Genomic DNA, 25,041 nt, shown 5'->3' on the forward strand with positions numbered 1-25,041 from the left:
ACCGCGGCGAATGACGGGCATGTCGTCGTCGGTGCTCACGGTTCGGCCTTCCGTTGCTGCGCCGTGCGAAATGCCCACTGCGCTTTTAACCGGTCGAGGCCTTCCTTGCCCACCACGGTCATGGCCGCCTGCTTCAGCAGGGATCGGCCCGAGTCCAGCGCGACCCGGCGCGGCCTCTCCAGCGTCAAGTCCCTCATGAGGTCGAGTCGGCCGACGTCGTCGACACCGTCGAGCAGGCTTCCGAACGCGGCGCGATACGGGGCCGGCGATACACGCTTCCCGCGGATCCTGTTGCTGACATTGGAGTCGTGAACAACCTGAAGCCATGCCGGGGCGCCGGTGAGCTCGCGGACGTGCATCGACTGTCCCAGCAGGTTGTGCCAATCGGACCAGCACGTCCGGGCGGCCCCCCATTCTTCCCGGACCGAGCAGAAGGCATTTGTCCGGTCCCTGCGGAGGTAAAGGGCACTGCCACTCGTGATCAGACCGTTGGTCAGGTAGAGCGCCGAACGGATTCCGTCGCTTCCGGCGGCCTGCAGACGTTCGACGAAGTCCGCTGCCAGGCCGTCGTCATTGTCCAGGTTGGTGGTCAGGAGCTCCCGGTGATTCGCTCCGGAAACTGAGCGCAGGTCCTCGAGGAGTTCGCTGCGTCCGACCTCGGCCCGGTAGATGGGGGTGAAAGTCCCACGCTGGTTGAGGTCGTCCATGGCGCTGACCAGCCAGTCGGGGCTTTGCGGGTCGAGATAGATGATCCACTTGAAATCCTGGCGGGTCTGTTCAAGCACCGAGGGCAGGCAAAACCGGCGGAACAACTCGATCCGTGTACGCAGCCAGCCGTCTTTCGCCCGCACAATACTCTCGGCACCTGCCGACGGGAGGTTGAACCGGGTCAACAGAACGTGATCGACGCCGGCGCTGCTTTGATCTTCTGCCGGCGGCCGGAAGGTCCTGGGTTGGCTCATGGTTTGCCTCCTTGTAGTGTCCCGAGAATCTGGGCCGCCCTGACGTGCCAGGTATGCAGGGCGGCGACGTCGCGCCGCTGGAGCCCGAGGGCTGCTTCACCCGGGCTGTCGAGGATCCTCTGGACCTGGTTGGCGAAATCGACAGGGTCGGATCCGATGGCGACATGTTCGGTGTTGAGCCAGCGGACTGCGGGCAGGTCGCTCGCAACGACGGGCATTCCGGATGCGAGGTACTCCAGCGTCTTGAGCGGAAAGCTCGAGCGGTTGAATGCAGTGTCCGCGTAGGGCGTCAATCCCACACCGATCTCAGCCAGGTGCTGAGCCAGTTCCCGGGAAGGGAGTTCGCCCAGCCAGGTCACGTTGGGTGCGGCAAGGAAGGCATCGAGCCGCCTCGCTGTTGCCTCGTCGTGCTCGGTGCGGGGGCCGATCACCAAGAGCGGGATCCCGGCGTTCTGGACGGCTTCAAGAAGCTGCATATCCAAGCGCTCATTCAGCTGTCCGATGAGGCCGGCATTCCGGCGGCGCGGCGTGCCATGGTCCCAGCGGTCCGGAAGGTCGCATCCATTCGGGATCACGACGACGGAAGCGGCCGCGCCGGCGGTCCCCGCCAGGACCGAAGCAAGGGGTGGGGAGACCGTGGCACACACGTCGGCGGTTCGCAGGTTGTCCCGCAGCCGGCGTTGCACCAACCGGCGGGACAGGTTCATGAGTTCGGCTCCCGCAACCCAGTCGTCGGTGACGTACAAGAGCTTTGTTCCTGTGACTCCCGCGGGAAACCTGCTGATCGGCGAGGAGAGAATAGTCGCGAAGGGGCGCAACCGGCGCCGTCGGAGTGCCGTCTTGATGGCGCGGGCCAGAAGGACATTTGCGACGGAGGAGTACCCAAGACGGGCAAATCCGGGGACCGACAGGGAACGCACCCGGGTGATACCCGGTGCCACCTCCATGACTTCGACAGTTCGTCGGCCCGGCGCCCACCCGTTCTGATTGGCCCGGTGAAAGGGAAGCGGCGGATCGATCCACAGGACCGGGACGTGGGCCGCCAAGGCCATGGCGAGCCGGTAGTCGGTTCCGTGCACGTCATCCCAGCGGCACCCCGGGATGTACAGGAGAGTCTCCCGCGCCACCGTCTGCCGCGGCTTCATGGGGATGCCTGCCGTGAGGTGCGTGCATCAAGTGCAGGGCCCGCCTGACGGCGCGCCGCGACGGGCCGGGAATTGAAGTCGTCAGCGGGAGTTGGCCCCAGGGCCCTGCGCACCTTCGCCGCCAGTATGTGGCCGGCAAACCTGGCAATAGCTTCCGCGTCCTGGATGATGGTGACGTCTCCGGCCGCTTCGATGGCCCGGGCGTAGAAGTCCTCCAGCACGAGGGCGCCGCGCGTCAAAGAGAACCGTTCCCGGACCGTTGACAGCCCGAACCTGCCAAGCGACCCGCGGCGGGACTCGTCCGGAAGCAGGCCGCGCAGCAGCTGCGCCAGCCGCTCAGCCCCGCCCTGGGCTCCGGGTCCGACTCCGTACCAGCCCTGCTCCAGGAAAAGTGGAAGACTGTCCGGCGTCAGAAGTTCCCAGAACCCATCTTCGCCTTGCACGATGAGTGGTTTCGCAAAGGCCAGCGCCCGCAGCGCCGACCCGCCCATTCCCAGGGCAACATCAGCCACTGCATAGGCCGCCCGGGGATCCTCAAGCTCCCCAACGAGCACGATGACCTGCCGGCCGATTGCTTCATTGACTGTCCGGGCGCGGTTTTCGACGAGCCGCCGGGTCGGGCCGTCGCCGGCGATGACAAGTTGGATGCGGAGTTCTTGCGACAGCTGCCCCACGCAGTCGATCGCGGCCAGGATGCCTTCGAGTTTTAGCTCCTTTGCCAGCCGGGAGACAAGAACCACCGTGTAGGCCCCTGGCTCGAGGCCCCACGTGGCCCGGAATTCCTCCTCGGCGACGTCCACCGATGGATTGTTTGCGTCAAGGTCCACCGGCGGTTCCAGGAGCGCGGCCAGGGTCCGGCCAAACTCTTGCTCCGCCTTCAGGATCTCCTGAGTGCCAACAAGAATCGGCATTGACTTGGGAATGAACGGCGCCACGGCCATCGACATCACCGTCGCAACGGCGGCCGTGCCCGATGACATTCGGGACGCCATGAGGCTTTCCAGCGCCGGCGGCCATTCGTAGCCGTGGATGATGTCGATCCTTCGTTCCCTGGCCAGCCTGGCCAGTGCCTTCACCACCGACGGGGTCGGCCTGCGGTGCGGCTTCGGAGAAGGGACGAACTCCAGCCCCAATTCCTCGATGCGCTGGTTGAGCGGCCCTGGACGCCCGAAGACGAGGACCTCGTGGCCCAGCCGCTGCACGGCGGCCGCGAGTTCGATGGCGTTCAGTTGGCTGCCGCCGATCGCCAGATCATGCGGGAAGACGAGGATTCTCATACCGGCGCCTCCACGGTGGCCGCTTTTCCGATGGACTGGAGCTCCCTGATGTGGTCCCGCTGCAGGTACAGCAAACCGGCGGTGACCAGTGCCGCTATGGTTCCGGCGGCGAAAAGCGCCGCGAAGTGGTCTGTCACGGTGACGGACAGGATGCGGGCGGCGACCCCTGTCGCCAGTCCTGCTGCCAGAGGTAAACGGAACTTTGTCAGGATGCCCCTGAGGGCCAGCCCATGCACCCTCAGCTTCCATAGGTACAGGGGAAGGACCACGCATCCTGTCACGGCCGCCTGTGCCGCCGCGAGCCCACTGAGCCCTCCCCAGGAAGCCCCGGCCGCCAGCGCGGGCACCAAGACCAGCAGGCTTCCGGCCTGCACTGTGAACACGGTCCCGGATTTGCCCAGGACCACGAGGTAGTCGTAGGCGAGGTCGCAAAATACGCGGCAGGACGCGGCGATGACAAGCCAGGATATGGCGGCCGCTGCGGTCACCCAGGCCTCGCCATAGACGAATTCCACCAGGGGCACTGCGATTCCGGCCAAGAAGAGAATGGTCGGGAGTGTTGCTGCTGCCACCACCACCACGAGGGATTCCATGGCTGCATTCATGCGGGGCCGGTCACCCTGCAACGCGGAGAAGGCAGCGGGCGCGACCCTGCGGAGCGGTTGGGAGAGGATACTCGCAGGCCAGTTGGAGAGGTTGAAAGCCAGCACGTAGAACGCCAGGACGGTCGACCCGAGAACTGCCCCGGCCGTGAGTTGGTCCGCGTTCCCGACAATGAAGAATATGATGCTGGTCCCCGCCAGAGGCAGCCCGAAGCGCAATAGGGGCCCCAGCAGCGAACGGTCCAGCCCAAAGCGGTACGGCAACGGCGAGGCCACCAGGAACATCACGCCGGAAACCAGGCTGCCGGCCAGCCGGCCGACCGCCAGGGCCATGGCACCCATGCCGGCGAGGGCAAGGACCACGGACAGGACTGCGCCGATCCAGACATTGGCCTGGTCGATCCCAAGCCGTTCCTTCTCCCTGAAGTCGCGCTGCAACAGGGCCGCCGGCGAGGCAACAATCCCGCTGACGAAGACACTCAGAATCAGGATCCGCACTACGTCTGTGGCGCCGGGGTCTCCCATTGCCGTCGTGAACACCGGCGCGGCGAGGATCGCGGCAGTGCAAAACAGCGTGCTGCCGACGACGGAGATGGTGTTGACCGTGGGCACGATCCTGGCCGGGTCTTCGGGCCACCGGACAATGGCGAGGGAGACGCCTAGTTCGTTGAAGCTCAGTACGGCCATGAGGGCCACCATGGCGACGGCGAAAGTGCCGAAGGATTCGGGGCCTAACACGCGCGCGAGGACGATTCCTATGCCTAGCGTCCCGAGTCGGGAGATGACCGTATTGAGCAGCCCCCAGGCGAAAGCATTCGAGGCGCCCGTTGTCCGACGTACCCGGACGGCCGGCTTCATAGCCGTCCCGGTAGAGCCGCCATATTTCGGCCGAACGAAACCACGGGTGCCCCCATTCATCCCCACGAGACCATTCAGCCAGGTTCCGTGCGACGCCAGTGCGGGCTGCAGGATGAAGGACGGGATTACGCCCCGGGTGGAGCGAAAATCCCGACCAAATGGCTGTGCTGATGCCAATATAGCCGGGGCCCTCCCGGGGGCCTAGGCCGCCTAAATAGTCGAGTAGGGCATCGGCTGAAGTCGAGTAGTTTTCGCGTCAAGTACTCGGTTTTTGTCTTGGAGGCCGCCAAAGACCAGAGCCCGGACGACGACGATTGGGCGCTCGCCCCCCGGGCTCAGAAGGCGAGACTGATCACCAGGCTGATGGTCGTGGCGAGGATGACGGTGCCAAACAGGTAGGACAGGAGGCTGTGCTTGAGCGCCTCCGCACGGATGCCGTGGTTCTGGAGGGCAGTGTCCGAGACCTGGTAGGTCATGCCCAGGCTTGAGGCGAGGTAGGCGAAGTCGGTGTACCGCGGCGGTCCCTCCTGGTTGAAGTCGATGCCGCCCACCGCCGTCCCGGATTTCCCGTCCGTGCTGTAGTACAGCTCGGCGTACCGCAGCGTGAACAGCGTCTGCACCAGCAGCCAGGACAGGGCCACTGACGCCAGCGCCAGCAGCGCGCCGCCGAGGCCGGACCTGCCCTCGCCGCTATGGGAATCTACGACGACGGCGGCCACCGCGCCGAGGCTGGCGACGTTGGCTGCCAGAATCAGCAGGTCGGTGATACTGCGGGACGGGTCCTCTGTTGTTGCATGCGCGCGGGTTTCGTCGGGGTCGAAGCGGCCGATTGCAAGCCAGACCCACACGACGTAGGTCAGTGCGGCGACACCCCAGCCCGCGGCGGGAGCAGCCACCCAGTGCCCGGTCAGTCCGGTGACCGCGGCTGCGGTGGCGCCTGCGACAAGCATCGCCGCAAAACGCAGCCGGCTGCGTCGGACAGGGCTGGTGGATTGGAATCCGGTGGTCATTCCCCGATCATGGCACAGGGTTGTCCACATAGAAGTCGGCGCTGCTTCCGGGACCTGGCCGCCAGCGCCTACCCTGGACAGGCGTGGAATCGCGGAATCCGGTCCCAATGCACTAAGCTATTGAAGTCTGTGCTGCGCCCTGCCCCCGTTCCTGGGGGAATGCGGGCACATGGCACCGCAAATGAACCTCCTGTTACGGAAATGCCGTAACCGCTTAGCCCAAAGGAGGTGGGTTCACATATGCGTCCTTACGAATTGATGGTAATCATCGACCCCGAGGTCGAAGAGCGTACCGTTGAGCCAACGCTTCAGAAGTTCCTGAACGTCATCACGACCGATGGTGGAACCATCGAAAAGGTTGACATCTGGGGCCGTCGTCGCCTGGCTTACGAAATCCAGAAGAAGTCTGAAGGTATCTACGCCGTGGTGAACTTCACCGCTGAGCCGGCTACCGCCAAGGAACTTGATCGCCAGCTGAGCCTCAATGAGACCATCATGCGCACCAAGATCACCCGCCCCGAAGAGCAGAAGGTTGTTGCTGAGTAATCTCAGCTTCAAATTTTCACTCTTCACCCCCGCAGGAACGAACAAGGAGGCAGTAGATGGCAGGCGAAACCACTATTACGGTTATTGGCAATCTCACCAATGACCCCGAGCTGAGGTTCACACCGTCAGGTTCGGCAGTAGCGAACTTCACCATCGCGTCTACTCCCCGCACCTTCGACCGCCAGTCCAATGAGTGGAAGGACGGGGAAACCCTGTTCCTCCGCGCGTCGGTATGGCGTGAAGCCGCCGAAAACGTCGCCGAGTCCCTGACCAAGGGCATGCGCGTGATCGTTTCCGGCCGGCTGAAGAGCCGTTCCTACGAAACCAAAGAAGGCGAGAAGCGCACCGTTATCGAGCTTGAGGTCGATGAAATCGGCCCCAGCCTGCGCTACGCCAACGCCAAGGTCAACCGCACCCAGCGCTCCGGCGGTGGGGGTGCCGGCAACGGCGCCCAGGGTGGCTTCGGCGGCGGCAACAGCGGCGGCGGCTTCGGTGGCGGTTCTGGTGGAAACCAGGGCGGCAACTCGGGTGGAACCTGGGGCGGCAACCAGCCCGCACAGCAGCAGGATGACCCGTGGGCCACGCCCGGGGTCAGCAATGCAGGCGGCGGCTGGGGCAACGGCCCGGATTCCGAACCTCCCTTCTAAACAACATCTAAGGTTCGACGACGGACCCCGCCGGACGCCGCGAGGCGGACGGGGGCTGACCGCCGTCGGATCACCACCATCCCGTGGATCAATATCCACGGGCTCCATCGAATAGGAGCTCCACGATGGCTAAGGCTGAACTCCGTAAGCCCAAACCAAAGTCCAACCCCTTGAAGGCCGCTGACATCACTGTCATCGACTACAAGGACGTAGCATTGCTGCGCAAGTTCATCTCCGACCGCGGAAAGATCCGCGCCCGTCGCGTCACTGGCGTCACGGTGCAGGAACAGCGCAAGATCGCACAGGCAATCAAGAACGCCCGCGAAGTTGCTCTGCTGCCTTACTCCGGCGCTGGCCGCGGCTAAGGAAGGGATTAACTAACATGGCAAAGCTCATTCTGACCCACGAAGTAACCGGTCTCGGTGCTGCGGGCGATGTTGTCGAGGTCAAGGACGGTTACGCACGTAACTACCTGCTGCCCCGCAACTTCGCCCTGACCTGGTCCAAGGGTGGCGAGAAGCAGGTTGAGTCCATCAAGGCTGCCCGCGCCGCCCGCGAGCACGCTTCCCTGGAAGACGCTCAGAAGCAGGCCGCTGCACTCTCCGCCAAGCCGGTCAAGCTCGTCGTCAAGGCTGGCGAGACCGGACGCCTGTTCGGCACCGTCAAGCAGGCCGACGTTGCCGACGCTGTTGAGGCCGCTGGCCTTGGCCGCATCGACAAGCGCAAGGTTGAACTGCCGACGCACATCAAGTCGGTTGGTTCCTACCAGGCCAACGTCCGTCTGCACAACGACGTTGCCGCTGTGATCGAACTCGACGTAGTCGCAGGCAAGTAGTCGTTCCGACTGACTGAACTGCTGGAAAGCCCCCGCCTCCGGATTCCCCTGGGAACCGGACGTGGGGGCTTTCTGTTGCTCCGGCGGGACACTCAGCCGTGGTGCAGCACCGTGGTGGCGTGCCGGTACCCCTGCCGGATCAGCTCGGCCAGCACCGACTCGTCCACGTCCTGGAGTTTGTTGACGTACAGGCAGCCCGCGCCCGTCTTGTGTTTCCCCAGCCTTCCCAGCAGGTCAGCCGCCCCGGGGCCGTACGTCAGCCCGTAGAGCGACAGGCTGGCCTTCCGCGGCGAGAAGCCGACGGCGGCAGCGTCGCCTTCGCGCCCGGTCTCGTACTTGTAGTGGTACGTGCCGAAGCCGACAATCGTCGGGCCCCACATCTCTGCCGGCTGCCCCGTGATCCCGGACATCAGTTCTAGCAGCCGGAAGCCGTCATCCCTGCGTACGGGATGCTCAACGGCGGCCAGGAACTCCTCGACGGACGCACCGGTTGCCACAGTCTTGTTCTGAGCCTTGTTCTGGGTATCGTCGCGGGTCCTGTTCACAGCCATGTGGGCAGTCTCGCAGACCGGGGCAGGCTTGTCAGCCGCAACGCCGCCGGTGATAGCCTGCTGCGGTGACTTTGAATCCTGCACCTGCGCCACGTCTGCGGCCCTTCGGGCAGGTGGACGTCTTCTCGTCCGAGCCCTACCGCGGCAACCCGCTGGCGGTTGTCGTCGACGCCGAGGGCCTTTCGGCGGAGACCATGCAGCAGTTCGCCAACTGGACCAACCTCTCCGAGACCACATTCCTGCTGCCGCCCACGGACCCCGGCGCGGACTACCGGGTCAGGATCTTCACGGGCAGCGAAGAGTTCCCCTTTGCCGGCCACCCCACCCTGGGCTCGGCGCATGCCTGGCTTGAGGCCGGCGGGATCCCCCGGCAGGACGGAGTGCTGGTCCAGGAGTGCGGGGCCGGGCTTGTCAGGGTACGGCGCGACGGCGGCCGGCTGGCATTCGCTGCCCCGCCCCTGACCCGCTCGGGGCCCGTGGCCGAGGAGGACCTGGCCCGCATCGCCGCCGGCCTGGGGATCCCGCGGGAGGCGCTGCTGGATGCCTCCTGGCTGGTCAACGGCCCGGACTGGATCGGCGTGCTGCTGGCGTCGGCGGAGCTGGTGCTGGGGATCCGGCCTGACTACGCGGCCATGGCCGGGCTCAAGGTGGGCGTAATCGGCCCCCATCCCGCCGGATCCGAGGCCGGCTTCGAGGTGCGCACCTTCATACCGGGCGACGCCGCGGCGGAAGATCCCGTCACCGGCAGCTTCAACGCCGGGGCGGCCCAGTGGCTGATCCGCAGCGGCAGGGCCCCGGAGTCGTACATTGCGGCGCAGGGGACAGTGCTGGGCCGGGCAGGCAGGGTCCACATCGACGCGGCAGGGGACGACATCTGGGTCGGCGGCAGCTCGGTGAGCTGCATCGAAGGCTTCGTCCTGCTCTGACCCCCTCCTTTGCTCTGTCAGTCCTGGTTGCCATTCCGGCCGTTTTGGGGCCAAAAGTGATAGCGCAACGACCGCGGGAATAAACGGCGCCGTGCCCCGCTTCTACAGGTAGATGCAAACGCATGCATCCGGGCTTCGGCCCCCGCCTCACACCAGGAGCACTCCGTGGAAACCCGCCGCATCACCGTCCTTTCCGCCGGACTCGGCGTCCCGTCGTCGAGCCGCCTGCTGGCCGACCAGCTGGCCGCGGCCGCAGAACGCCAGCTCGCTGCGGCCGGATACGCCGCCGACGTCGAAGTTGTGGAGCTGCGGGACCTCGCGGTGGATATCGCGAACAACTTCGTGACCGGCTATGCGGCACCGAAGCTGGCGGGGGTGATTGCCGGCGTCGAGGCGTCGGACGGCATTATTGCCGTCAGCCCCGTTTTCAGTGCCTCCTACAGCGGCCTCTTCAAGTCCTTCATCGACGTCCTGGACCCCAAATCCCTGGCGGGAAAGGCTGTACTGCTCGGCGCCACCGCCGGAACCGACCGGCACCAAATGGTCCTGGACTTCGCTATGCGGCCCCTGTTAACGTACCTGCGCACCCGCACCGCCCCCACGGCCGTCTTTGCCGGTCCCCAGGACTGGGGCAACAACGACGACGGCGGCTCGGCCCTGTCCACGCGGATCGACCGGGCGGCGGGGGAGTTCGTCGGGCTGCTCCAGGGCACGCAGCCCCAGCCCACGCAGGCCGCCCTGGAGTCATTGCCGTTCGAACAACTGCTCGCCGGCATTTCGGGCCGGCGCTGATGCCGCCGGCAGGCACGGCGAACTAGGCACGGCGAACTATTACTCACTCCGGGTCGTTGTGCGGGACATGAAATGTCCCGTGGATTCAATTGACCTGATCATGAGCGAACGCAGTGGCGTCGAGATCGATTACTGCCCCCAGTGCCGCGGCGTATGGCTGGACCGGGGCGAGCTGGACAAGATCCTTGACCGTGCTGCGGAGACCATGGGTCCCGCAGTTCCGGTGCCGCCGCCGGCTCCACCGGCATCGGTGCCGCCCGGCCACATCCCGCCGCCGCTCTACAACCTGGACCCGCGCAGGGACGACCGGCGGCCGGATGACCGCCGCTATGATGACGGCCGGTACGACGAGCGGCGGGACCGGCCGCGCTATGACCAGCCGCGCTATGAGGAGCGCCGCCGCCCCAAGAAGAAGGAAGGCTGGCTCGGGGAACTGTTCGACTTCTAGCCGCCTGGGGCCGAAGGGTCAGTCCTCGAGCAGGGCGATGAATTCGCGCGCCTGCTTGATGGAGATGTCCGAGTGGCGGGTGAGGGCCTCGGCGGCGGCCTCGGTATCGCCGCTTCTGGCCAGGGTGCGGATCCTGCCGTAGATCTCGTCGTTGAGCATGTTGCTGCTGACCTCACGCGTGACATCGCCCTTGCTGGCGATCGCCCGGTACCGGTACGCGAACCGCTGCGGCGCGTCGTCGTCGTCCTCGGCCGGCGCCTCATCGGGGGCCTCGGGCCGGAAGGGCTGCGGATGCGCCGCCAGGGCGCCCACTGCGTCCCGGGAGGCCCGCAGGCCGTCTCCTGTGGCCTCGAAGTACAGCTTGATCGCAGCCATGGCCTGCCCCTGGGCGATCAGCGCGTAGAGGCGGCGGTGTTGGTCCTGGCTGAGCTTGGCCGCGGCTGTGCGGGCGAGTTCAAGTGGGTCGCGTGCGGGCCGGGGCGCAGTATCCGGCTGGGGCCGGGCGCGGCGGCGGCCGAGGGCGCGGGCGCCGATCAAGACCCCGGCACCGACGAAGGCCAGAATCAGGAGGGGGACTAGCAGGGATTCCATGAAGCTACAGCCGATCTACAAAATTCTTGGCGGTCAAAAGATCTGAATGGGTTGCCTGCCGCAGCAGCTTGATGGCCTGGATCTTCTTGCCGTTCCGGGCCAGCGACTGGAGCTGCAGGGCGAACTGGGGATTGAGCTGGCCCCCGGGCAGTACAGGTCCCTGGTAGCCGGGCTGCCCGACGGCGGGCGCGGATCCCGTCTGGGCGCGCAGCGCCTGGCGGGCGTGATCTGCTTGCTGGGACTGCTGCTGTTCGTTCTGGCTGGGCCTGGTGACCGCGTCCACGCGGGCGCGGGCTGCGGTGGCGGCCTGCACCTGTGCGGCGTAGTGCTCCTGCGAACGGACTGCCAGTTCGTGCTGGTAGCGTTCCGCGTCGGACATGCCGAAGTTGCGCGGCTTGAGGGCCGTGACAAACGCCCAGAGGACTGCTGCCAGAATGAGGGCAGGCAGTATGACCAGCAATACATCGCCCATGTGAAGAGCTTATGCCAGATCGCAGTTATCCACAGCACATGCCGCGAAGGGCATGCGGGGCGCCGCTGGTCCCGCCGATCGCAGCCCATCCTCAGGAGCTCCCGTGAGGACCATCACTTAATGTGCATATTTCCGGCCAAGTGTGGCCTCATATGGCGCCAGCTATCCCCAGCCGCAACCCGCGGGCTGTGGATGAGCTTTGCCGAAAATTCTTTTGTGTCCACACCGTGAACACTGCGTTTCCGCAGGTCAGCGGCACATTACAGCAACAATAAATTTTCTATCCACAGTTGTTCCCACAGGCTGTGCACAAGCAGGAGGCACTAGTGCACAGCTTATCCACAGGTGCGTCGGCCGGTCGGGTTGGTGCCTGCCGGATCGGGGGATACCGTTGCTGGAGATCGAGCCTTGGATACCGAAATCCGGTGCTGGCTGCACGACGCCTTCCTTCAACCTCTGGCCCCCGCAGGGCCAGGACGGACTGTGGAAAACCGGCAGTGCCGGAAGGCGGACAAAGTGTCGGAGCCGGCTGATAGGACTTAACCCGTCGGAGATCCGCCGGGTCGACGCCACGGGGCACCAAGGCCCATGGCATACGCGCCGCCGGCGCGGACATCCGCCGCGGCACACAATGGAGGACGGCAGTTTTGTCAGTTACGCATCTGGACTCAGTCGAGGGGACCCGGGGAGCCGAAGGCAGCCGCAAGCCGCCGCAGGACATTCCCGCCGAGCAGTCCGTCCTGGGCGGCATGATGCTGTCCAAGGACGCCATTGCCGATGTCGTCGAGATCCTGCGGGGCGTGGATTTCTACCGTCCCGCGCACGAGACGATCTACGAAGCGATCATCGACCTCTACGGCCGCGGCGAACCTGCCGACGCCGTCACCGTCTCGGATGAACTGACCAAGCGGGGTGAGATCAACCGGATCGGCGGCCCCGCCTACCTTCACGAGCTCATCCAGACCGTTCCCACTGCCGCCAACGCCGGCTACTACGCCGAAATCGTGGGTGAACGCGCGGTCCTGCGCCGCCTGGTCAATGCCGGCACCAAGATCGTCCAGCTCGGCTACGGCCAGGACGGCGAGGTTGAAGACCTGGTCAACCAGGCCCAGGCGGAAATCTATGCCGTGGCGGAGCGCCGCACCGCGGAGGACTACGTGGTCCTCAAGGACGTCATGGAGTCCACCGTGGACGAGATCGAAGCGTCCGGCCACCGCGAGGAGGGAATGACCGGCGTCCCCACCGGCTTCTACGAACTCGACGAGCTCACGCACGGCCTGCACCCCGGTCAGATGATCGTCATCGCCGCCCGCCCCGCCGTCGGCAAGTCAACTTTCGCATTGGACTTCGCCCGCTCCGCAGCCATCAAGAACAACCTCGCCACCGTGATGTTCTCGCTGGAAATGGGCCGGAACGAGATCGCAATGCGCCTGCTGTCCGCGGAGGCCACTATCGGCCTCCAGGACCTGCGCAAGGGCACCATCAAGGATGAGCAGTGGTCCAAGATCGCCACCACCATGGGCCGGATGAATGAGGCCCCGCTCTTCATCGATGACAGCCCCAACATGTCCCTGATGGAAATCCGGGCCAAGTGCCGCCGCCTGAAGCAGCAGCACGATCTCAAACTCGTCATCCTTGACTACCTCCAGCTGATGAGCTCCGGCAAGAAGGTGGAGTCCCGCCAGCAGGAAGTCTCCGAATTCTCCCGTGCGCTGAAGCTGCTGGCCAAGGAACTGCAGGTACCCGTCATTGCCCTGTCGCAGCTGAACCGTGGCTCCGAACAGCGCCAGGACAAGCGTCCGATGGTCTCGGACCTCCGTGAATCCGGTTCCATTGAGCAGGATGCCGACATGGTCATCCTGCTGCACCGCGAGGACGTCTACGACAAGGAATCGCCGCGCGCCGGCGAGGCGGACATCCTCATCGCCAAGCACCGCAACGGCCCCACCAAGGACATCGTGGTCGCCTTCCAGGGCCACTACTCGCGGTTCGCCAACATGGCGGCCGACGCCGGCGGCGGCGGCTTCTAGCCGTATCCGGCTAAGCGCCGCCGGCCCGCAGCAGGTGGTTGGGCAGCCGGTTCCCTGGCGCCCGGCCCCGGATCTCCAACAGTTCGCGGGCATGGGCGTGCAGCCGCTTGTCCTCCTCGGACACCGGCACCCAGGGCGGGACCGGGACGGACGTGCCGTGCTCGTCGCGCGCCACCATGACGGTCAGGCAGTACGTGGTGAGCTCCAGTTCGCGCCCCTTCGGATCGCCCGAGCGGACATGGACCGCGATGTGCATGCCTTTGGTTCCTGTGTAGACCAGCCGGGCCTCGACTTCCACCACGTGGCCAATCAGCAGCGGCCGGTAGAAGCGCACCCCGCCGGAGAACACCGCCACCGTGTCCATCCCGCAGTACCGCGAGGCGCAGACGTAGGCCGCTTCGTCGATCCATTTCATGACGATGCCGCCGTGCACCTTGCCGCCCCAGTTCACATCCGTGGGGGCCGCCACAAAGCGCAGGACCACGTTCTCGGCGGTTCCGGCGTCGGTATATTCCTGTCCGCTCATCGCCTGGACGATGTCCTCACGGACCTTGATCCGCGCCAGCGCATGGTCCCGCTGCTCGATTTCTTCCGGCGTCACCGGCTCGAACTGCGGCACCGGGATGGGCTTGCCGTCCGCGCCGACGGCCACGAAGATCACCATGCACTGGCTGCGCATCGAGGCCGGGCCGCCCTTCGGATCCCCCGAGGACACGACGGTGCGGATGTGCATGGAGGACCGGCCCGTGTAGACAATCGTCGCCTCGACGTCGACCATGTCCCCGCTGTTGACCGGATCCGCAAAGTGGATGTTGCCCACATACGCCGTCACGCAATAGGACTTGGCCCAGCCCACCGCGGCGGCATAGGCCGCCTTGTCCACCCACTCGAGCACGGTTCCGGCGTCGACCGAACCGCTGTGGCCGACGTCCGTGGGGGCCGCAAGGAAGCGCAGGGTCACGGAGTTGGCGGCGTTCTCACTCATGGTCAGAGTTTACTGACCGGCAGGGGCTGCGTCGCGGGCGAGGACACAAATGCGGGCCGGGACGCCACACGTGCCGGCGGTCGGGAGCGGATACGACGGCGGGCGGCCACCCGGAGGTGACCGCCCGCTGCCGCGCGCCGCAGGGGCGCCGGTGGTTTCCTTAGGCCAGGACGCTGAGCCTGGAGCCGCCGCGGCCGAACAGGACCTTGTCCACGGAGACCTTTCCTGCGCCGACGAGGGCCACTGCCAGGGCGGCGGCAGCCAGGATCAGCACCAGTTCGTAGCCGCCCGTTTCGGCATAGATTCCGGCCGGGGCATGGACCAGGAACAGGGCGCCGAGCATGTTCACGGCGAGCAGGGCAGCGAACACGCGGGTGAGGACGCCGAGGATCAGCGCGACGCCGCCGACGAGTTCCAGCGTGGCGATGACCGGGGCCGCGACGTTGGCAGCCGGGACACCCATCTGCGCGAAGGCGGCCTGGGTGCCGGCAATGGTGAACTCATTGAATTTCTGCCAGCCGTGGGCGGCGAAGAGGAATCCCGCGACGATACGAAGGATGGTGCGGGCCGAGGTGGTGAGTGTCGACTGGTTCATAGGGTGCCGTTCTGACGTAGGAAGGGGTGGCGGCTGCAGGCCGCCACGGATTTACTTGAAGATTCAACTTCTAGTGTTCCGGCGCGTACTTGAAATGTCAACTAATGCGAAGCCGTGCGACGCCGGAAGTGCCGTTAGGGTGGTTCCGTGCCTGCCTCTGCCCAGACCCCCGCCACGCTGCCGTCCGCGGCGGTCCGGCGGCGGGAGATCCTGCGTCTCGCGGTGCCGGCCTTCGGTGCGCTGATCGCCGAACCGCTGTTCCTCCTTGCCGATGCCGCGATCGTCGGACATCTCGGCGTGGCCCAGCTGGCCGGCGTCGGACTCGCGTCGGCGGTGCTGCACACGGTTGTGGGCCTGATGGTGTTCCTCGCCTACTCGACCACGCCGGCCGTGGCGCGGGCCGTCGGCAACGGCCAGCTGCCCCGGGCCCTCGCGGCCGGTCGGGACGGCGTCTGGCTCGCACTGCTCCTCGGAATCGTCCTGGCCGCGGCCGGCTTCCTGGCCGCAGAACCTCTCGTTGACCTGATGGGCGCCGGCGCAGAGGTGCGGATTTTCGCAGTGGAGTATCTGCGCTGGTCGATGCCCGGACTCGTGGCGATGCTGCTCATCTTCGCCGGCACCGGCGTGCTGCGGGGCCTGCAGGACACCCGCACCCCGCTCCTTGTGGCGGCCGCCGGTTTCACGTTGAACGTCGTGCTCAATCTCTTCCTGGTCTACGGGCTGCAGTGGTCCGTCGCCGGCTCGGCGATCGGCACCAGCATCGCCCAATGGGCCATGGCCCTGGTCTACGTGGTGATGGTCCAGCGAAACGCCCGCAACCACGGGGTGTCCCTGCTGCCCGATTGGCGCGGCGTCCGTGCCCTGACCAAGGTGGGCTCGTGGCTGATGCTGCGGACGCTCAGCCTGCGCGTCGCGATCCTCGCCACAGTGGTGGTGGTCACGGCGCAGGGGCCGGTGAACCTGGCCGCCCACCAGCTGGCGATGACAGTCTTTACCCTCCTGGCGTTCGCCCTGGACGCCCTCGCGATTGCTGCGCAGGCGATGATCGGTAAGGAGCTCGGGGCGTCCCGCCCGTCGGCGGCGCGGGACCTCACTGGGACCATGGTCCGCTGGGGTCTCGGCTTCGGTGTGCTCACCGGAATCCTGCTGGCCGTCGCGGCGCCGTGGGCAGGGCTGCTCTTTACGTCCGACGCCGACGTCAAGGCCGCACTCACGCTGGCCCTGTGGGTGCTTGCCGCCGGCCAGCCGATCGCCGGCTATGTCTTTGTCCTGGACGGCGTGCTGATCGGTGCGGGGGACGCGAAATACCTGGCGATTGCCGGCGTCGTGAATCTCGCCGTGTACCTGCCGCTGCTGCTGGCCGTTGGGCAGTCCGGGGCCGCCGGCGGCGCGGGCCTGCTCTGGCTGTGGGCGGCGTTCTCGCTGGGCTACATGGCGGCCAGGGCCGTGACTCTGAGCCTCCGCGCCCGAACGGACCGGTGGATGGTCCTCGGCCCGCGGTGACGCACTAAACTGGGCGGGTGACTCTCCACGCAGCCCCTGACGCATCCGCCGCCCTTCCCGCCGCGGCGGACCTTTGGAAACCTGTGCTGGTCCGGGCCGCCATAGCGCTCGTCTTCGGTGCAGTGACCGTGTTCTGGGCGTCGCCGTCACCGGAGGCCATGGGGTGGGCCGGGGGCCTCTACCTGCTGGCCACCGGCGTGGTGCTGCTCTGGACCGTGAACAGGGCGGGCCTTAGGGCCGGGTCCGCACCAAGCAAGATGCTTGCCGCCGCAGGTGCCGTCCTGGCAGGGACTGGCGCCGCGGTCGCGCTCATCCCAGGAAACCTCGTTTTCGGACTGCTTGCGGCCCTGGGCCTTGGCCTTGCCGGCGCTGCAGAGCTCTATCTCGGCATCACCCACCGCGGCCGGTCCGTGCTCGCGCGGGACTGGATGGCCTCCGGCGCCGTCGCGCTGGGCACGGCGGGCCTGCTGCCGTTCTTCATCGACCTCGGTCCGCACGCCCTCCTCGGGGTCGCCGGCGGCGGCGCCATCATCAGTGGAGTGCTCTGGGTGCTGGCCGGCCTGACCCTTCGGCACGATGCACGGGCCGATTCCGCGGAGGCCGTAAACTAGTAGGGACAGGTTCTACCTTGCGTAGAACGATTGCGGCATCACAACTGCCACGCCTGGCGGCGTCGGCTGCAGGAGGAAAGCATCTTGGCACAGCAGAAATCTGGAGAACCGCGCAAGATGCGGACATCGGTCAAGGGGCCGCTCATGTTCTCCGCTTTTTGGGCTGTGCTGGCTTTCATTGCCACGCTGATCTTCGCCTCCGGCGGCACCGCGAAGGCGCCCCGCTTTGACCTCGCGTTCATTGCCGCAGGCATCGCCTTCATCGTGATCCTGGTGGTGCTGGCGATGCTTTCGATGGGCCACAAGCCCAATGCCGAATATCTCGGCAAGGGATCCGGCGTCAACCTGAGTTCCAGGAACTCCGGCCACGGCGGCCATCCGGCCCAGTCCCGGGCGGAAGCCGACGCCCCGGGCGCCGGCCCCGAGAACGCTCCCCGTGACACCTCCGGCGGCGACTCCCGCTAGGAAGTGCGGCGCGCCGTCGTCCCGTCTCCGCGCCCGGACCCGTCCGTGAGGTGCGGGCTCAGGTCGCCGCTTTCCGTGCCCGATACGCTGCCACGTGGGCGCGGTTCGCGCAGTTTCCGGTATCGCAGTAGCGCTTGGAGCGGTTCCGGCTGAGGTCCAGCACGACGGCGTCGCAGTCTTCGGCGGCGCACACCAGCATGCGGTCCATCTCTTTGCCGCGGATGACGTCCACCAGGGCCATCGCGGCCTCCGTGCCCATCCGGTCCGCCAGCGGCGCCTCCGGTGTGGTGGCGTGCAGGTGCCAGTCCCATTGATCGTGCTTGACCAGTTGGGGGAGTGCCTGCGCCTCCCGCAGCAGCCGGTTCAGGGTGTCCACCGCGGCGGATTCGTCCGCGAGCCAGAGGGCGGCAAGCTCCCCGCGGAGGCGGTGCACGCCGGCCAACTCGGCCGCGTCCCGGGTTCGTGGGCCGGTGAATTCCTCGGCCGCCAGGAACCGGTCCAGGTCCTGGGTGGTGGCGAGTTGTTCATCCCCATTGGCCGCGGTGTTTATCAGGTTCACCACGGAACGCAGGGCAACTTCTGTGTCAGGGGCAAAAAGCATCTTGACTCCTTACGTTAGCCTGGCGTACTGTCATGAGCATAACCCTACTTTACTCCTGACAGGAGGCAGCCCGTGTCTGCCGCACGCCGTACCGCCGAAGCACCGGCCACGATGGATTCCGGAACGCAGTCCGCCGGGAAACCCGACGCCGGAAAGCCCGGCGCGGCAACGGGCTTCCTGGCTTCAGGCCTTGGGGTTGCCTTGTTTTCCTCGGCGGTTTTTGGCCTCTCCGGCTCCTTTGCCAAGGCGCTGCTGGAGACCGGCTGGACCCCCGGCGCGGCCGTCACCGCCCGCCTCACAGGGGCCGCGCTCATCCTTGCCGTTCCCGCCATTGTGGCGCTGCGCGGACGCTGGCATCAGCTCAGAGACAACTGGCTGACGATCATGCTCTTCGGATTCATCGGCGTCGCCGCCTGCCAGCTGTTCTATTTCAACGCGGTGTCCCGGCTGTCGGTAGGGGTTGCCCTGCTGCTGGAATACCTTGCCCCCGTGATCATTGTGCTGTGGCTCTGGGCCGCCAGCCGCAGGCGTCCGCGGCCCCTGACCATCGCCGGAACCCTGCTGTCACTGGGCGGGTTGGTCTTGGTCCTGGACCTTGCAGGAGCCGTCAAGGTCGACGTCATCGGCGTGTTGTGGGGGATCGCGGCCGCCGTCTGCCTGGCCATCTACTTCTTCATCACCGCCAAGGAGAACGACACCCTCCCGCCGATTGTCCTTGCCTCCGGCGGGCTCATGGTCGGTGCCGTCAGCATGTGGCTCGCCGCCGCGACCGGGCTCCTGCCGATGGCCTTCAGCACCTCCGACACCCGCCTGGGCCCCTGGGTCACCCCCTGGTGGGTGGCTTTGGGCGGTCTCATCGTGCTGGCCACGGTGCTGGCCTACGTCTCCGGAATTGTGGCGGCGCGGGCGCTCGGTTCCAAGGTGGCGTCCTTCGTGTCGCTGACCGAAGTGCTGTTCGCCGTCATCTGGGCGTGGCTGTTGCTGGGTGAACTGCCCGGTCCCATCCAGCTCCTGGGCGGGCTGCTGATTGTCGGCGGCGTCGTGCTGGTCCGGCTGGACGAGCTCCGGACACCGTCCGGCGCCGGTGGTGCGGCGGTGCCGGCAGCGCTCGACCATGCGAACGACGTCGAACCCGTGCCGTAAGCGGTCTGACGCAAACCGGCCCGGACGCCGCTGCGTCCGGGCCGGTTGAGTGTTTGTTGCCTAGCGTGAAGCGCTTTCCTGCTCGGTGGCGTTGCGGCTGGCCTGCTTGCCGGCCTCCTGCAGCGCCTGGGAAACCTTGGCCAGGGCGGCAACGTGCTGGCCGTTCCACTCGCTGCGGAACTTGTCGGCGTCCGGGCCCTTCCAGTCGGTGCCCTCGAGCACCTTGGTCAGCAGCGACTTCTGCTTGTCGATCTCGGACGAACCGGCCTGCAGCTTCGTCCCAAGAGTCTTGAGCTGAGCAATGTCTGCACCCCAAATAGCCATTCGAAATTCTCCTCAAGTGATAGAAAACGGACGCGGACCCTGCCGGCGTCCCCCTCGGATCCCGGCTGCTCCGGAAGATCCAGTGACCCCAAACTATCCTGCCCGCCGAAAAAGTGTCGATGGGCAGCCCTCCCCATGCCCTCGATCCCGGGCGCAAGGACACCTAGCATGGAGATATGTGCCGAAACATCCGGACCCTCCACAATTTTGAACCCCACGCCACGTCCGCCGAGGTGCAAGCCGCGGCGCTGCAATACGTGCGCAAAATCAGTGGCAGCACCAAGCCCTCCAAGGCCAACGAAGAGGCCTTCAACCGCGCCGTGCAGGAGATCGCCCACGCCACCGAGCATCTGCTCGACGCGCTGGTGACCCATGCCCCGGCCAAGGACCGCGGGGAGGAAGCTGCCAAGGCGAAAGCCAGGGCTGCTGTCCGCTTCGGCGCGGCCTGAGGGCGTCCCGCGAAGGGACGCCTACTTGCCGAAGCTGCGCAGCCGCAACGAGTTGGCCACCACCAGCACGGAGCTGGCGGCCATCGCCGCTCCGGCGATCATCGGGTTGAGCAGACCCAGGGCCGCCACCGGGATCCCGACCGCGTTGTAGAAGAAGGCCCAGAAGAGGTTCGTCTTGATGGTCGCCAGGGTCCGGCGGGACAACTCGATCGCCAGCGCGACCTGGCCGAGATCGTTGCCCATGACCGTCAGGTCGGCCGCCTCGATCGCCACATCGGTGCCGGAGCCCATCGCGATGCCGAGGTCTGCCTGCGCCAGCGCCGCGGCGTCGTTCACGCCGTCGCCCGCCATGGCGACAGTGGCGCCGGCGGCCTGCAGCCTCCGCACGGCCTCGACCTTGCCCTCCGGCAGTACCCCGGCGAATACGTCCTCCGGAGCGATGCCGACGGCGGCGGCCACCTGCGCGGCCACCGCGGCGTTGTCCCCGGTCAGGAGGATCGGCCGGAGCCCGAGGCCGCGGAGCCGCGAGATGGCGGCAGCCGAGCCCGGCTTGACGGTGTCGCGCAGGCTGATGATACCGGCCGGCTCTCCATCCACGGCGAGCCAGACGGCGGTGGCCCCGGAGCCTTCGGCCTGGCTGAAGGCGTCCAGCTGCGCGGGAGTGGGGGCGATGCCGTTCTCCTGCAGCCAGCCCGTCCGGCCGGCCGTGACGAGCCGGCCCTCGACGGTTCCCTGGACTCCGCCGCCGGGCGCGGAGCGGAAGTCGACGACGGCGGGCAGCGCCCCGGCGCGGTCTCCCGAGTTGCCGAATCCGTTGCCGAATTCGCGTTCCGCCGAAAGGGCGGCAGCGGCCACGGCGCGGGCGATCGGGTGCTCTGAGGCGTCTTCGACCGCTCCGGCCAGCCGCAGAATCTCCGCCGGGGTGAGTGTTTCGAACGCTGCGGTGCCACTGACGGCCAGGTGGCCGGTGGTCACGGTTCCGGTTTTGTCCAGCAGGATGGTGTCAACGGTCCGCGTGTCCTCGAGGACCTGCGGGCCCTTGATGAGGATGCCCAGCTGCGCCCCCCGGCCGGTTCCGGTGAGCAGCCCGACCGGGGTGGCCAGGCCCAGGGCGCAGGGGCAGGCGATGACCAGCACGGCGACGGCGGCCGTGAAGGCGGCACGAAGTCCGGCGTCGCTGATCGCCGGTCCGGCCGCCAGCAGCCAGGCGCCGAAGGTCAGCACGGCGATGGCCAGGACCACGGGGACGAACACCGAGCTGATCCGGTCCGCGAGGCGGGCAATGGGCGCCTTGCCGGTCTGCGCCTGGGAGACCAGGCGGCCCATCTGCGCCAGGGTCGTTTCGGCGCCGACGCGTGTGGCCCGGACCAGCAGCCGGCCGGAAGTGTTGATGGTGGCGCCCGTGACCGGACTGTCCGGGCCGACTTCCACCGGCACGGATTCGCCGGTGACCAGCGAGGCGTCGACGGCGGAGGACCCTTCGACGACGACGCCGTCGGTCGCGATTTTCTCGCCGGGGCGGACCACGATGACGTCACCCACGGCCAGCTGATCGGCCGGCAGCTGCTGTTCCCGGCCGTCCCTAATAACCGTGGCATCCTTGGCGCCCAGGTTCAGCAAAGCCTTGAGGGCGTCTCCGGCCTTCTGCTTGGCGTTGGCCTCCAGGTACCGGCCCAGCAGCAGGAAGGTGGTGACAACCGCGGCAACCTCGAAGTAGAGCCCGCCGGAGTCCATCCCCTCCATACCCGGGTGGTCCGTCATCCCCGGGTCCACCAAAAGCTGCCACGCCGAGAAGGTGTAGGCCGCAGTCACGCCGATGGAGACCAGCGTGTCCATTGTGGAGGCGAAGTGCCGGGCGTTGATGGCCGCGGCCCGGTGGAACGGCCACGCCGCCCACGTGACCACGGGCAGGGCCAGAAGTCCTGCCACCCAGCCCCAGCCGGCGAACTGGAAGGCCGGGAACATCGAAATCAGGAACACCGGGATGGTGAGGATGGCCGCGACGATCAGGCGCGGGCGGAGCCTGGCTGCTGCGGCCGACGCCGGGTGGTCTTCGGGGTGTTCACCTTGCGCGACGCCACCGGCCACATGCTCCGCGTGCTCGCTCGTTCCTCGCTTAGACGCACGCTTCCGCATGCCCCCGGCGGCGCCGCTGTTGTCAACCTCGCCGGGCGCGGCGCCATCGGCCACATGCTCCGCTTGCTCGGTTGTTCCTCGCAGAGCGGCGCCCCTGTGGCCTTCGTCGTCGGCGTGTTCACTCACTGTGGCTGGATACCTGGGGGCGCGCACTGTGGCTTTGTAGCCGGCTGCCGCTACTGTGGCGGTGATTTGGGTGTCCGTGATGGCTGCGGGGACTGTGACGCGGGCCGATTCCAGAGGCAGGTTGACCGTGGCCGTGACGCCGTCGAGCTTTCCGAGCTTGCGTTCGACGCGGCTGACGCAGGAGGCGCAGGTCATGCCGTCGATGTCGAGCTCAATTACCCGGGTTCCGGGCTGGTCCAGCAGTTGCTCTGTACTCACGGTGTTCCTGTCTGTTCTGGTGCTGCGCGCCCGTCCGTTGCGCGGTGGTGGTCCGGCCGGCGGTGCTCAGGCCTCGTTGGCCACGACCAGGTAGCCCGCCTCGGCCACGGCTTCGCCGATCTCGGAGGTGGACAGGGGGTCGGTCGAGGTGATGGTGACCGTGGAAATGCCGCCGGAGTTGAGGTCGACGTCGACCTTCTCGACTCCGGCGAGGGTCTCGAGTTCTTCGCTGACGGAGGACACACAGTGGCCGCAGGTCATGCCGGAAACGTTGACGGTAGTGGAAACGGTGCTCATGGCTTGCTCCTGGTGAGTGGACGGCTGGTTCATCAGCCCGATGGTGTGGTGAGTGGTGTTGCCGCTACCGCAGCAGGCGCCCGATGGCATCGGTGGCCTCCTTGACCTTGAAATCGATGGCTTCAGCCCGCAGTGCCGGGTCCGGTTCGGAAGCCGCCCCGACGACGCAGTGGCCGATGTGCTCCTCCACCAGTCCTAGGCTGACGGCGTGCAGGGCCTTGGTTACGGCGGCGACCTGGGTGAGGATATCGATGCAGTATTTGTCCTCGTCAACCATCCGGGCGATGCCCCGCACCTGGCCCTCGATCCGTTTGAGGCGGAGGAGGTAGGCCTCCTTGTGCGGGGAGTAGCCGTGCTGCTGGTGCGGTCCGGCGTCGGCGGATTCCATCACGGGGACCGGGACTTCAGGCTCGTTCATAAGCACAACATATACCCCATGGGGGTATGCCGCAAGTACCCTGCGGGGGTATTTGCGGCAGGGCGCCGCGGGTGAAAGTCGGGGCACAAAAAAGCTCCGGAGTGCGTTATTGGGGGATACGCACTCCGGAGCGGACTTTGGGCAGGCGGTCGATCTCTGGCCTACGGATTCAAGCTTACTTGGCAGTAGCCAGGGAAAGCCAGCACCTCGAATAACTACTTTCGCTTTACTTTCTGGGCCCTGGCGTGGCGCCCGGTGGCCTGTCGAGGGACAGCTGGGCCGCATGGAAATCGAAGTGTGCCACGGGGTAGGAGTAGACGTCCGCCAGCGTCATGGTCTCCTTGAAGAACGGGTCCCAGCGGGTCGGGAAGTACATCCGCCGGCCCAGCCCGGAGTCCGTCTCCCGGTGCAGCTTCCGTTCCAGCGCGGAGGTCAGCCGGCGCAGCTTGGCTGCCATCCGCCGTCGGTTGAATATCAGGGCCCCGCCTCTGGACCCCCAGTAGTTGACGACGTCGAACGGCGCCGTACCGGCATTGAGAAGTCGCGCGAAACCGCGGTTGACCGATACCGGCAGTCGCCCGAAGAGCCGCACCAGCGGAAGCAGGGCCAGCACCACGATGTAGCCGAACACCATGTGGTAAAGGAGCTCCTCGTTGCTCCAGCGGGTGCCTGAACTGCGGCGGCGCAGCGCTTCGGATGGGGCGGCCGCCAGGACCGCCTCGAGCTCTGCGCAATTGCGCCGGTATCCGGCAACGACGGCGGCCCGGTCAAGCGGCTCGGGCGGCGCGGTCACGGTGCCCTCCCGCCCGCTGCCCTGTCAGGAACCATGTTTTGTCCGGTGGTGGACTGGCGGTCGTACCGGAACGATCAGGATCGGACGGTCCTGGTGGTGGCTCAGCCACGCCGCCACCGAACCGTTGAGGGCAGCGGAAATGCGGTGGCCCAGGCCAGGCTCGGGCGTGCCCACGATGATCATCGCGGCACCGACCTCGCCGGCCAGCCTGCCCAGCGCCCGGGCTGGGTCTCCGGCCAGCAACTGGAGGGTCCAGTCGATACCAAGGGGACTGCAGGACGAGGCGATACTGCTCCGCAGCTCCTGGGTCACGGCGCGGATTTCAGCGTTGTCGGTCTCGGGATGGAGGGACAGCCGGTGCGCGGACCGCGCCGGATCCCACTCCACCAGATAGCTCGCCTCATCCACGTAGGCGCAGACCAGCCGGGCGGCGAGGGCCTTCGCCAGCGCGCCGGCAGCCTGCAGCACCTCGGGGCTTTGTCCTGGCAGCACGCCGGCCACGAGGGGCGGCGTAACACTGCTCTCGGCGGACATACTCAATTGTGTTCCCGTCTCCCCGGCCTGAACAGGGGCTTACTCCCCGGCCCCAGTTCGCCGCGTGCACCGCCCAGGCGGCCGGCGGGCGCCGCGGGTGCATATCGACGC

30 protein-coding genes are annotated in these 25,041 nt (G+C 66.8%); 13 read left to right on the forward strand and 17 right to left on the reverse strand.

Features of this window, described 5'->3' with window-relative positions; translation table 11 throughout:
- Positions 1-35: 35 nt before the first annotated feature.
- The 5 genes from AC1DF4_RS06260 to AC1DF4_RS06280 all read right to left on the reverse strand — a co-directional run bounded on the left by AC1DF4_RS06260 (position 36) and on the right by AC1DF4_RS06280 (position 5,854).
- Entirely contained in the window at positions 36-962 is a 927-nt protein-coding gene (locus tag AC1DF4_RS06260) for a glycosyltransferase (protein ID WP_476912062.1), read from the reverse strand.
- A complete protein-coding gene (locus tag AC1DF4_RS06265; protein WP_476912063.1) occupies positions 959-2,107 on the reverse strand; it encodes a glycosyltransferase in 1,149 nt (382 codons plus the stop codon). The genes AC1DF4_RS06260 and AC1DF4_RS06265 overlap by 4 nt, the downstream gene beginning before the upstream one ends.
- The gene (locus tag AC1DF4_RS06270) at positions 2,104-3,384 is read right to left on the reverse strand and encodes a glycosyltransferase (protein ID WP_476912064.1); all 1,281 of its coding nucleotides are present in this window, start codon (positions 3,382-3,384) and stop codon (positions 2,104-2,106) included. Before AC1DF4_RS06270 ends, AC1DF4_RS06265 begins: the two co-directional genes overlap by 4 nt.
- Complete coding sequence (locus AC1DF4_RS06275; protein WP_476912065.1) at positions 3,381-4,844, reverse strand: oligosaccharide flippase family protein; 1,464 nt, start codon at positions 4,842-4,844, stop codon at positions 3,381-3,383. Before AC1DF4_RS06275 ends, AC1DF4_RS06270 begins: the two co-directional genes overlap by 4 nt.
- A 335-nt stretch (positions 4,845-5,179) precedes the next feature.
- Positions 5,180-5,854 (reverse strand): DUF1345 domain-containing protein, encoded by a 675-nt coding sequence (locus AC1DF4_RS06280; RefSeq protein WP_476912066.1) that lies wholly within the window; start codon positions 5,852-5,854, stop codon positions 5,180-5,182.
- A 240-nt stretch (positions 5,855-6,094) separates the two neighbouring features.
- Between AC1DF4_RS06280 and rpsF the strand changes: the two genes are divergently transcribed.
- From rpsF to rplI, 4 genes are all read left to right on the forward strand, one after another.
- The gene (rpsF, locus tag AC1DF4_RS06285) at positions 6,095-6,400 is read left to right on the forward strand and encodes a 30S ribosomal protein S6 (RefSeq protein WP_056428835.1); all 306 of its coding nucleotides are present in this window, start codon (positions 6,095-6,097) and stop codon (positions 6,398-6,400) included.
- Between the two features lie 56 nt (positions 6,401-6,456).
- Positions 6,457-7,047, forward strand: a complete 591-nt coding sequence (locus AC1DF4_RS06290; protein ID WP_224048018.1) for a single-stranded DNA-binding protein — start codon at positions 6,457-6,459, stop codon at positions 7,045-7,047.
- Between the two features lie 125 nt (positions 7,048-7,172).
- Positions 7,173-7,412 carry a 30S ribosomal protein S18 gene (rpsR, locus tag AC1DF4_RS06295; RefSeq protein WP_003800144.1) on the forward strand — a complete coding sequence of 80 codons (240 nt, stop codon included), beginning with the start codon at positions 7,173-7,175 and terminating at the stop codon, positions 7,410-7,412.
- A 17-nt stretch (positions 7,413-7,429) separates the two neighbouring features.
- Entirely contained in the window at positions 7,430-7,882 is a 453-nt protein-coding gene (gene rplI / locus AC1DF4_RS06300) for a 50S ribosomal protein L9 (protein ID WP_476912067.1), read from the forward strand.
- A 92-nt stretch (positions 7,883-7,974) separates the two neighbouring features.
- Here the strand turns inward: rplI and AC1DF4_RS06305 are convergent, their stop codons facing one another.
- Positions 7,975-8,433 carry a DUF1801 domain-containing protein gene (locus AC1DF4_RS06305; protein WP_476912068.1) on the reverse strand — a complete coding sequence of 153 codons (459 nt, stop codon included), beginning with the start codon at positions 8,431-8,433 and terminating at the stop codon, positions 7,975-7,977.
- A 65-nt stretch (positions 8,434-8,498) separates the two neighbouring features.
- Here AC1DF4_RS06305 and AC1DF4_RS06310 point away from each other — a divergent pair, with 65 nt between their 5' ends.
- The 3 genes from AC1DF4_RS06310 to AC1DF4_RS06320 all read left to right on the forward strand — a co-directional run bounded on the left by AC1DF4_RS06310 (position 8,499) and on the right by AC1DF4_RS06320 (position 10,599).
- Entirely contained in the window at positions 8,499-9,359 is an 861-nt protein-coding gene (locus tag AC1DF4_RS06310; protein WP_476912069.1) for a PhzF family phenazine biosynthesis protein, read from the forward strand.
- Positions 9,360-9,524: 165 nt separating this feature from the next.
- The gene (locus AC1DF4_RS06315) at positions 9,525-10,151 is read left to right on the forward strand and encodes a CE1759 family FMN reductase (protein WP_476912070.1); all 627 of its coding nucleotides are present in this window, start codon (positions 9,525-9,527) and stop codon (positions 10,149-10,151) included.
- Between the two features lie 67 nt (positions 10,152-10,218).
- Positions 10,219-10,599 (forward strand): TFIIB-type zinc ribbon-containing protein, encoded by a 381-nt coding sequence (locus AC1DF4_RS06320; RefSeq protein WP_476912071.1) that lies wholly within the window; start codon positions 10,219-10,221, stop codon positions 10,597-10,599.
- Positions 10,600-10,617: 18 nt separating this feature from the next.
- On the opposite strand, the gene AC1DF4_RS06325 is transcribed toward AC1DF4_RS06320, so the two are convergent.
- Positions 10,618-11,190 (reverse strand): hypothetical protein, encoded by a 573-nt coding sequence (locus tag AC1DF4_RS06325; protein WP_476912072.1) that lies wholly within the window; start codon positions 11,188-11,190, stop codon positions 10,618-10,620.
- 4 nt (positions 11,191-11,194) lie between these two features.
- Positions 11,195-11,662 carry a hypothetical protein gene (locus AC1DF4_RS06330; RefSeq protein ID WP_476912073.1) on the reverse strand — a complete coding sequence of 156 codons (468 nt, stop codon included), beginning with the start codon at positions 11,660-11,662 and terminating at the stop codon, positions 11,195-11,197.
- Positions 11,663-12,309: 647 nt separating this feature from the next.
- On the opposite strand from AC1DF4_RS06330, the gene dnaB reads away from it, so the two are divergent.
- The gene (gene dnaB / locus AC1DF4_RS06335; RefSeq protein ID WP_224048010.1) at positions 12,310-13,692 is read left to right on the forward strand and encodes a replicative DNA helicase; all 1,383 of its coding nucleotides are present in this window, start codon (positions 12,310-12,312) and stop codon (positions 13,690-13,692) included.
- Positions 13,693-13,702: 10 nt separating this feature from the next.
- Here dnaB and AC1DF4_RS06340 read toward each other — a convergent pair whose 3' ends face one another.
- Both AC1DF4_RS06340 and AC1DF4_RS06345 read right to left on the reverse strand, forming a co-directional pair.
- Positions 13,703-14,677 (reverse strand): acyl-CoA thioesterase, encoded by a 975-nt coding sequence (locus AC1DF4_RS06340; RefSeq protein WP_476912074.1) that lies wholly within the window; start codon positions 14,675-14,677, stop codon positions 13,703-13,705.
- A gap of 160 nt (positions 14,678-14,837) precedes the next feature.
- Positions 14,838-15,272 carry a DoxX family protein gene (locus AC1DF4_RS06345; RefSeq protein ID WP_476912075.1) on the reverse strand — a complete coding sequence of 145 codons (435 nt, stop codon included), beginning with the start codon at positions 15,270-15,272 and terminating at the stop codon, positions 14,838-14,840.
- Between the two features lie 147 nt (positions 15,273-15,419).
- Here AC1DF4_RS06345 and AC1DF4_RS06350 point away from each other — a divergent pair, with 147 nt between their 5' ends.
- From AC1DF4_RS06350 to AC1DF4_RS06360, 3 genes are all read left to right on the forward strand, one after another.
- A complete protein-coding gene (locus AC1DF4_RS06350) occupies positions 15,420-16,775 on the forward strand; it encodes an MATE family efflux transporter (protein ID WP_476912076.1) in 1,356 nt (451 codons plus the stop codon).
- Positions 16,776-16,792: 17 nt separating this feature from the next.
- A complete protein-coding gene (locus AC1DF4_RS06355) occupies positions 16,793-17,386 on the forward strand; it encodes a hypothetical protein (protein WP_476912077.1) in 594 nt (197 codons plus the stop codon).
- Between the two features lie 84 nt (positions 17,387-17,470).
- On the forward strand, positions 17,471-17,851 hold the full coding sequence (locus AC1DF4_RS06360; protein ID WP_476912078.1) for a hypothetical protein: 381 nt from the start codon (positions 17,471-17,473) through the stop codon (positions 17,849-17,851).
- A 58-nt stretch (positions 17,852-17,909) separates the two neighbouring features.
- Here the strand turns inward: AC1DF4_RS06360 and AC1DF4_RS06365 are convergent, their stop codons facing one another.
- On the reverse strand, positions 17,910-18,452 hold the full coding sequence (locus tag AC1DF4_RS06365) for a CGNR zinc finger domain-containing protein (RefSeq protein WP_476912079.1): 543 nt from the start codon (positions 18,450-18,452) through the stop codon (positions 17,910-17,912).
- 111 nt (positions 18,453-18,563) lie between these two features.
- On the opposite strand from AC1DF4_RS06365, the gene AC1DF4_RS06370 reads away from it, so the two are divergent.
- On the forward strand, positions 18,564-19,595 hold the full coding sequence (locus AC1DF4_RS06370; RefSeq protein ID WP_476912191.1) for an EamA family transporter: 1,032 nt from the start codon (positions 18,564-18,566) through the stop codon (positions 19,593-19,595).
- A 60-nt stretch (positions 19,596-19,655) separates the two neighbouring features.
- Here AC1DF4_RS06370 and AC1DF4_RS06375 read toward each other — a convergent pair whose 3' ends face one another.
- Complete coding sequence (locus AC1DF4_RS06375) at positions 19,656-19,919, reverse strand: hypothetical protein (RefSeq protein ID WP_056432770.1); 264 nt, start codon at positions 19,917-19,919, stop codon at positions 19,656-19,658.
- 176 nt (positions 19,920-20,095) lie between these two features.
- Between AC1DF4_RS06375 and AC1DF4_RS06380 the strand changes: the two genes are divergently transcribed.
- On the forward strand, positions 20,096-20,368 hold the full coding sequence (locus tag AC1DF4_RS06380) for a DUF2277 domain-containing protein (protein ID WP_441405277.1): 273 nt from the start codon (positions 20,096-20,098) through the stop codon (positions 20,366-20,368).
- Positions 20,369-20,389: 21 nt separating this feature from the next.
- Here the strand turns inward: AC1DF4_RS06380 and AC1DF4_RS06385 are convergent, their stop codons facing one another.
- The 5 genes from AC1DF4_RS06385 to AC1DF4_RS06405 form a co-directional block, all read right to left on the reverse strand.
- Positions 20,390-22,888 (reverse strand): heavy metal translocating P-type ATPase, encoded by a 2,499-nt coding sequence (locus AC1DF4_RS06385; protein ID WP_476912080.1) that lies wholly within the window; start codon positions 22,886-22,888, stop codon positions 20,390-20,392.
- Between the two features lie 66 nt (positions 22,889-22,954).
- Positions 22,955-23,185, reverse strand: a complete 231-nt coding sequence (locus tag AC1DF4_RS06390; protein WP_476912081.1) for a heavy-metal-associated domain-containing protein — start codon at positions 23,183-23,185, stop codon at positions 22,955-22,957.
- Positions 23,186-23,249: 64 nt separating this feature from the next.
- Complete coding sequence (locus tag AC1DF4_RS06395) at positions 23,250-23,573, reverse strand: metal-sensitive transcriptional regulator (protein WP_476912192.1); 324 nt, start codon at positions 23,571-23,573, stop codon at positions 23,250-23,252.
- 256 nt (positions 23,574-23,829) lie between these two features.
- The gene (locus tag AC1DF4_RS06400; protein WP_476912082.1) at positions 23,830-24,396 is read right to left on the reverse strand and encodes a DinB family protein; all 567 of its coding nucleotides are present in this window, start codon (positions 24,394-24,396) and stop codon (positions 23,830-23,832) included.
- Between the two features lie 24 nt (positions 24,397-24,420).
- Positions 24,421-24,930: a universal stress protein gene (locus AC1DF4_RS06405; RefSeq protein WP_476912083.1), complete on the reverse strand. Its 510-nt coding sequence runs from the start codon at positions 24,928-24,930 to the stop codon at positions 24,421-24,423.
- Between the last annotated feature and the right edge of the window lie 111 nt (positions 24,931-25,041).

This window comes from Arthrobacter sp. 05N429 (genome assembly GCF_056397045.1).

Coding starts and splice junctions, on each gene's coding strand:
- AC1DF4_RS06370 (WP_476912191.1), top strand. CDS start 18,564: ATGGATTCCGGAACGCAGTCCGCCGGGAAACCCGACGCCGGAAAGCCC.
- AC1DF4_RS06380 (WP_441405277.1), top strand. CDS start 20,096: ATGTGCCGAAACATCCGGACCCTCCACAATTTTGAACCCCACGCCACG.
- AC1DF4_RS06365 (WP_476912079.1), bottom strand. CDS start 18,452: ATGCTTTTTGCCCCTGACACAGAAGTTGCCCTGCGTTCCGTGGTGAAC.
- AC1DF4_RS06280 (WP_476912066.1), bottom strand. CDS start 5,854: ATGACCACCGGATTCCAATCCACCAGCCCTGTCCGACGCAGCCGGCTG.
- AC1DF4_RS06395 (WP_476912192.1), bottom strand. CDS start 23,573: ATGGAATCCGCCGACGCCGGACCGCACCAGCAGCACGGCTACTCCCCG.
- AC1DF4_RS06275 (WP_476912065.1), bottom strand. CDS start 4,844: ATGAAGCCGGCCGTCCGGGTACGTCGGACAACGGGCGCCTCGAATGCT.
- AC1DF4_RS06390 (WP_476912081.1), bottom strand. CDS start 23,185: ATGAGCACCGTTTCCACTACCGTCAACGTTTCCGGCATGACCTGCGGC.
- rpsR (WP_003800144.1), top strand. CDS start 7,173: ATGGCTAAGGCTGAACTCCGTAAGCCCAAACCAAAGTCCAACCCCTTG.
- AC1DF4_RS06305 (WP_476912068.1), bottom strand. CDS start 8,433: ATGGCTGTGAACAGGACCCGCGACGATACCCAGAACAAGGCTCAGAAC.
- rplI (WP_476912067.1), top strand. CDS start 7,430: ATGGCAAAGCTCATTCTGACCCACGAAGTAACCGGTCTCGGTGCTGCG.
- AC1DF4_RS06260 (WP_476912062.1), bottom strand. CDS start 962: ATGAGCCAACCCAGGACCTTCCGGCCGCCGGCAGAAGATCAAAGCAGC.
- AC1DF4_RS06325 (WP_476912072.1), bottom strand. CDS start 11,190: ATGGAATCCCTGCTAGTCCCCCTCCTGATTCTGGCCTTCGTCGGTGCC.
- AC1DF4_RS06340 (WP_476912074.1), bottom strand. CDS start 14,677: ATGAGTGAGAACGCCGCCAACTCCGTGACCCTGCGCTTCCTTGCGGCC.
- AC1DF4_RS06320 (WP_476912071.1), top strand. CDS start 10,219: ATGAAATGTCCCGTGGATTCAATTGACCTGATCATGAGCGAACGCAGT.
- AC1DF4_RS06345 (WP_476912075.1), bottom strand. CDS start 15,272: ATGAACCAGTCGACACTCACCACCTCGGCCCGCACCATCCTTCGTATC.
- AC1DF4_RS06290 (WP_224048018.1), top strand. CDS start 6,457: ATGGCAGGCGAAACCACTATTACGGTTATTGGCAATCTCACCAATGAC.
- AC1DF4_RS06375 (WP_056432770.1), bottom strand. CDS start 19,919: ATGGCTATTTGGGGTGCAGACATTGCTCAGCTCAAGACTCTTGGGACG.
- AC1DF4_RS06270 (WP_476912064.1), bottom strand. CDS start 3,384: ATGAGAATCCTCGTCTTCCCGCATGATCTGGCGATCGGCGGCAGCCAA.
- AC1DF4_RS06405 (WP_476912083.1), bottom strand. CDS start 24,930: ATGTCCGCCGAGAGCAGTGTTACGCCGCCCCTCGTGGCCGGCGTGCTG.
- AC1DF4_RS06330 (WP_476912073.1), bottom strand. CDS start 11,662: ATGGGCGATGTATTGCTGGTCATACTGCCTGCCCTCATTCTGGCAGCA.
- AC1DF4_RS06265 (WP_476912063.1), bottom strand. CDS start 2,107: ATGAAGCCGCGGCAGACGGTGGCGCGGGAGACTCTCCTGTACATCCCG.
- rpsF (WP_056428835.1), top strand. CDS start 6,095: ATGCGTCCTTACGAATTGATGGTAATCATCGACCCCGAGGTCGAAGAG.